Annotated in this window: 7 protein-coding genes; 3 read left to right on the top strand and 4 right to left on the bottom strand. The window is 41.8% G+C overall.

From position 1 onward, the window contains the following. Positions 1–458: 458 nt before the first annotated feature. Positions 459–752, bottom strand: a complete 294-nt coding sequence (locus tag ACWATR_RS38275) for a hypothetical protein (RefSeq protein ID WP_460345084.1) — start codon at positions 750–752, stop codon at positions 459–461. Positions 753–1,049: 297 nt separating this feature from the next. Between ACWATR_RS38275 and rpaB the strand changes: the two genes are divergently transcribed. Together rpaB and ACWATR_RS38265 are read left to right on the top strand one after the other, a co-directional pair. Then, positions 1,050–1,823 carry a response regulator transcription factor RpaB gene (gene rpaB, locus ACWATR_RS38270; RefSeq protein WP_460345081.1) on the top strand — a complete coding sequence of 258 codons (774 nt, stop codon included), beginning with the start codon at positions 1,050–1,052 and terminating at the stop codon, positions 1,821–1,823. A 9-nt stretch (positions 1,824–1,832) separates the two neighbouring features. Further along, complete coding sequence (locus ACWATR_RS38265) at positions 1,833–2,513, top strand: SDR family oxidoreductase (RefSeq protein ID WP_460345077.1); 681 nt, start codon at positions 1,833–1,835, stop codon at positions 2,511–2,513. A 10-nt stretch (positions 2,514–2,523) separates the two neighbouring features. Here the strand turns inward: ACWATR_RS38265 and ACWATR_RS38260 are convergent, their stop codons facing one another. From ACWATR_RS38260 to ACWATR_RS38250, 3 genes are all read right to left on the bottom strand, one after another. Beyond that, a complete protein-coding gene (locus ACWATR_RS38260) occupies positions 2,524–2,934 on the bottom strand; it encodes a hypothetical protein (protein ID WP_460345074.1) in 411 nt (136 codons plus the stop codon). Positions 2,935–3,161: 227 nt separating this feature from the next. Continuing rightward, a complete protein-coding gene (locus ACWATR_RS38255) occupies positions 3,162–4,094 on the bottom strand; it encodes a GIY-YIG nuclease family protein (protein ID WP_460345071.1) in 933 nt (310 codons plus the stop codon). A 294-nt stretch (positions 4,095–4,388) separates the two neighbouring features. Continuing rightward, positions 4,389–5,148 (bottom strand): IS5 family transposase gene (locus ACWATR_RS38250; RefSeq protein ID WP_460345068.1). Its coding sequence is split into 2 segments (ribosomal slippage): positions 4,389–4,824 and positions 4,823–5,148, totalling 762 coding nucleotides; the frame shifts between segments, so codons are not numbered across the junction. Between the two features lie 69 nt (positions 5,149–5,217). Between ACWATR_RS38250 and dinB the strand changes: the two genes are divergently transcribed. Then, positions 5,218–6,171, top strand: a 954-nt coding sequence (gene dinB, locus ACWATR_RS38245) for a DNA polymerase IV (RefSeq protein ID WP_460345065.1), incomplete at its 3' end; no start/stop codon positions are given.

Here is a 6,171-nt window from a genome sequence, read left to right as displayed (position 1 = left end):
GAAACTATTACGCTGCCGATAAATTTTGCTTGTCTTGGTATCGCCTTTGATGCGTTATCCAAGCGATAACCATTTACAGGGTGCTAACTTCCAGTTATAGTTAGCCGTAACTTATTATAGGCACAATGCAACTATAAGTTTGACTTGGTGCAAAGATAGTTTACAAAAATTGCTCAGGCGATTGCCTTAGTGTAGGGGAATAAAAAAGTTTAACAATAAGTAATAAAGTTCAACAATTTCTGTTAGGTGCTTTACCCCGCTCCAAGCATCCGTCCATAAATCGCTTGAAAGGGCCTGTACGCCGCAGCCACGCTAGGTTATCACTAAAGCGATCGCCACCGACTTATGGGGGTTACGCCATCGCTCTTAAGGCGAGGCGTAGCCCATCGCGCCCACATTCGGTTAGCATTACTCTCCTAATTGTTGAACTTTTTTATATGCTTAGACTTAATTCCGGTTTAATTCGAGTAGCTATCTACCCGAATATCCCGCCAGACATCAGAAACCTGCCAGCCGGAATTGCCCACAGATTGTACTGGAGGATTGTCAAGGAATGGAACATAGTCAGGAACTTTAGGCTCTGAAATCGCTACTGGTTTCTCCTCAACCTCAACCACAGAGGCTGGAGAATTGACAGTATTAGTTTGAAGAAGTTGGTCTTCTGCTTCTTCGATTAACTTCATCTGTCTCAGGGTAAGCTTGTCGGATTTTTTGGTGATCTTCTTGGTATCTATATCATTAGAAGTTTTCATTGGCTGTTCCCTCAAAAGCATTGGCTTAAAATTTGGATGAGTAAAGTTCTGAGAAAATGGGTATTAATAATTGCACAGAATTAACAAAATACACCAAATCTATGGAAAATACGAGTCTCTTGCTGAAGAATTTACCAATTGAGTACAAATCTCTTTTTCGGGCAGATGCCCCATCATAATCTGTTGCACAGATGCAAGTATTAAGCGTAAGCGTAGCTCGCCGCAGGCATCGCTTCTTGATCATGACTGTACGTCAATACTGTTTTGCGGTTTTGACTCCTAATAAGCAGATAATGGATGGTTGAGAGTTCTCGCTGTGGAGGAACAGCGTTGAGAAACTTATCAGGTGAAAAAGGCACAATCTTAATAGTAGATGACGAAGCCAGTATCCGCCGAATTTTACAGACGCGGTTAGAAATGATTGGCTACAGCGTAGTTACAGCTAGTGATGGTGAAGAAGCTTTGTCAGCTTTTCGCCTGTTGACCCCTGATTTAATAGTTCTGGATGTAATGATGCCAAAGCTAGATGGCTACGGTGTCTGTCAAGAATTACGGAAACAATCAGACGTACCAATTATCATGCTTACAGCTTTGGCAGATGTAGCAGATCGGATTGCTGGGCTGGAATTAGGCGCTGATGACTACATGACAAAACCGTTCTCACCCAAGGAATTAGAAGCTCGAATTGCTTCTGTACTCAGACGACGCGTTCACAAAACTGATATCAATATTATTTCTAAATTTGAGATCATCCATGTGGGTAATCTCAAAATCGATGTAAATAAGCGGCAAGTCCATAAAGATGAGCAACGCATTCGGCTAACAGGTATAGAATTTAGCTTGCTAGAGTTGTTAGTAAATCATTCGGGAAGAGTTTTTTCAAGGTTAGAAATATTACAGCAATTGTGGGGCTTTGTACCAGAGATGAGTACAGACACCCGTGTGGTAGATGTGCATATTTCACGATTGCGAACAAAGGTAGAATCCGACCCCAACGACCCAGAATTTATCTTGACCGCAAGAGGTAATGGTTATTTTTTCTCACGAATTGTTGAATCAGAACAGGAATAACAGAAAAATATGACTAAGCTCATCTTAATTACAGGCATAAGTAAAGGTTTAGGTTATGCGATGACCGAGGGTTTTATTGAACAGGGACATACTGTTATTGGTTGCGCCCGTTCATCAGATGCAATCGATAAAATACGTCAAAAGTTTAGTGCGCCCAACAATTTTACATCTGTAGACGTTGCAAATGAACACCTTGTAGAAAAATGGGCCCAAGACGTACTTCAACAATATGCACCGCCAGATATAGTAATTAATAATGCGGCAATTACCAATTATCCAGCACCTTTGTGGGAAATACCATCTGAAGAATTTTCGGAGCTTATAGATATCAATATAAAAGGCGTAGCGAATATAATTCGCCATTTCGTACCAGCAATGGTGAAAAACAAACGGGGTATTATTGTTAACTTTAGTTCTGGTTGGGGACGCTCGACTTCAGCCCAAGTTGCACCATATTGTGCTTCTAAGTGGGCAATAGAAGGATTAACTCGTTCTTTAGCACAAGAATTGCCGAATGGTATGGCAGCTATACCCCTCAATCCAGGTATCATTCATACTGATATGCTTTCTATTAGCTTTGGAGAAGAAGCTGCTAATTATACACCCGTGTCCGATTGGGTATTGAAAGCTGTGCCATTTATTCTCAATTTAAAACCCAAAGATAACGGGATTCCCTTGACCATACATTAAAGAGTGAATCTCAATTGCAATCGTTACCCTGCGGTGCAGACAGTTGAATCATCTCAGTAAAACGTGAATACTTAACCGCATCGGTAGGGGGATAATCTGCCGACACTGCAATTAACCCGATCTTTATATCCTCGAAATAAATCACACCCCCAATACGTCCTTCGATTTGGAAAGCTCCATGAAATAAATGATATTGAGCGATGTAGATTAGCAAACAGTCACTAATCTTTATTGCCCTGTCAAACATCTGCTGACAAGTTTTTTGGAGGACAGCATCTAGATATTCATTATAGGCAGGCTCACCCAGGTCAGTAAATTCTGGAAGATCCGCAAAATGATCCATATAAAATAGCCAGATATCGGACAAGTCTGCGTCATTCGTCAGTTTTCGTTTAAGTTCTTGCAATTGGTCGATATTCATATTGTGAATATTAAGGAGATGGGATAAACAGACAGTACTTTTAAAAGTTATCAATTATTTTTGCATTAATGGGGGATAAAGAATCACCACAAAAAGTTTATAGCAAATGGTGGGGGACTTAGATCACGGGATAAATAGACTACTGATAACTTGTTCACTGTTAAAAAGCTAGCGAGTGCGATCGCATAAAAATATGGAACCTGGCTGTTGGAGAGCATGAGTATAGGCTAGATAGCAACTTGAGATAAACTAATGTTGTCTTTAAGAATCTCTATCTCAACTGGAGAAAGTACTTTAGCTTTCATACCATGTAGCTCATTTAGGACAGCGTTAGCATCGGTAGCACCAAATTTGAAGTACTCAGTTAAACTACCAATGCGATAATTGAAACTCTGATAACGGTGTTTAAAATATAGTTCAACATTACCTCGGTGTGCCCAAGTTCCAAGTATTTGAATGTCAACAGTTTTATAATGGTAAAGTAAATCTGCTTCTATTTCTGGCAATCGCTGTTGGATAGGTCTAGTAGTAACTCCTATCTTGTACAAAGTGCCAATGTGTGTTTGAATCTGCAAGAAATACAAAGTACAAGATAAAATTCGTTGAAATTGAGCGCGATAAAGCGTTAAGTCAGTAAGGCAATATAACTTATCTGCTACATTTTTATATAAAGTGTGTTTGGCTGCTAGCTCCAGTTTCAACAGTTTTTTGAGCAATAGTGGTTCTTGCACTTGGTTAAACAAATCAAATTCTAACGCTCCAACAGGAATTTTACCCAAATTTGTAAATTCATAAGCTGGAGGGTTTAAGTAGACATTTTTGTGGAACATAAAGGCTTTGAGTAGCCCTGGAATGACTAACCCAGGGCTAATAGGATAATTAATTGAGCCGTATTCTTTCCAAAGCAATTTTAATTGTGCTAAATCTTTACGCGATAGGTAAATATTAAAATTATCGTAGAGTGGTAAAATCGGGAAATCACGGGTAGCCACAGGCAAGCAAGTGGCTGACGAATGTGCAAAGTGATGCTGCTTAACCTTACCTTTTTTAGCGGTTAGCCCACCGTAACAGTAAGGGCATAAAAGCACAGTTTTACCACTAGGGACATCTTCAACACAGACTAATTTTCCATCTGGGGCTATACCAAATTTCAGCCACATTCTCACGCTCACTCAATTAATAGAAAAACCAGTCGAAGCAGATAGCAGAAAGTCCTAGTAAACCTTAAATAATTTGCAGATATGCTAAATTTCATTCAGACTAGTGCTAGTGTACTATAGGATTTCTAATTTAGGATTTTATTTGCTTGGAAATAGTGTGTGAAAAACGAAACTGCTTGTGGTGGAGCTATCCTTGGGACAAGAATCTGTCGCTAAAACTAGGAAAATAGTTCACGTAGATATGGATGCCTTTTACGCATCGGTAGAGCAGAGGGATAACCCTAGGGCGTGTCATCAATTAAGCCAGATAACGGCAGCAGCAAGATAAATTGCGCCCAGAAAGTTCCTTGCTCGCTTATCGTAACGTGTTGCGATCGCTCGATATTGCTTAAGTTTGGCAAAGAAATTTTCAATTAGATGTCGTGCTTTGTATAAGTCTTTGTCATAGTCACGCTTAACACTACGGTTGCGCTTGGGCGGAATCACTGGTGTTTTACCTTGTTGTTCAAGTTGCTCAATCACGCGCTCATCAGCATCATATCCCTTGTCAGCAAGTAGTGTATCAGCAGTCAACTCGTGGAGTAAGACATCGGCTCCATCAAGGTCACATGCTTGTCCAGGGGTCAGGTGAAAGCTGATAGGATTACCTAGGGCATCAACTAGGGCGTGAATCTTGGTACTCAATCCACCCTTGCTGCGTCCAATGGCTTCCCTTAATGCATCCCCCCTTTGCCCCGGCACTGTGCTGGTGGGCACGCACAATGGTCGAGTCAATCATCGCATATTCGTTGTCCGCATCCTCAGCTAACACTTCAAATACCCGTTGCCACACTCCACGCTTTGCCCACCGACTGAAACGGGTATGAACTACTCGAAAATCACCAAACCGTTCGGGTAAGTCTCGCCACGGAATACCTGCTCTGTAGCGATATAACACACCTTCAATAAACAATCGATTATCTTTAGCCGTCACTCCCACAGTCTCTTTTCGCCCTGGTAGTAACTCTTTGATGCGTTCCCACTGATCATCTCGCAACCCATAGCGGCGCGTCATTTTACCACTCCTCCTCATTCCTCAACTCGCGCTTGGCTATCAATTTTAAATTAGATTGACATCTATTTGATGACACGCCCTAGCTACCGAGGCAAACCGTTAGTCGTCGGTGGCAGCCCGAATCAGCGAGGCGTAGTTGCAGCAGCCAGTTATGAAGCTCGTAAGTTTGGCATTCACTCTGCGATGCCTTCAGTAACAGCGTTCGTCTTTGACGTTGCCGCAGGCATCGCAAAATGTCCCGCACTTATCTTTGTCAGACCGAGATTCGACGTTTACCGAGAGATTTCCGCAGCAATCCACGCCATATTCAAACGCTACAGTGATTTAGTGGAAGGAGTTGCGCTAGATGAGGCATACCTTGATGTTACTGAGAATAAGCAAAACATTCTCTACGCCTCTACGATTGCAAGACATATCAAAACTGCAATTTTCCAGGAAACTCAGTTGACGGCAACCGCAGGGGTGTCAATTAACAAGTTTCTTGCAAAAATGGCATCAGGACAGAACAAACCGAATGGGCTAACGGTGATTTTACCGGAGGAAGCGATCGCTTTTGTAGAACAACTGCCGATTGAAAAGTTTCACGGGATTGGTGAGGTGACGGCGGCTAAGATGCACTCACTAGGGATTGATACTGGTGCAGACTTAAAGGAGCGATCGCTCTTAGAGTTAACACACCACTTTGGTAAAGCAGGTAATTATTACTACAAGATTGCCAGAGCAGAAGATGACCGCCCAGTTGAAGCAAATCGAGTTCGCAAGTCCATTGGTGCAGAAAACTCGTTTGCAAATGATTTAAGCGATGTCAGCCAGATGTTGCAAGAACTCGAACAGATTGCCCAAATTGTCGAGCAAAGGTTACAGAAGCATGAAACACGAGGCCGCACATTAACGTTAAAAGTCAAGTTTTCTGACTATCAGCAGTTAACCCGCAGTAAGACAATGCTTGCTCCCATTAGTGAACTCTCTACGATTTTTGAGATAGCCAAAGCGCTGTTTGAGTCGATTGAACTGGAGAATCGT

This window comes from Nostoc sp. UIC 10890 (genome assembly GCF_054786515.1).
This window is presented reverse-complemented; position numbering and strand designations above follow the sequence as displayed.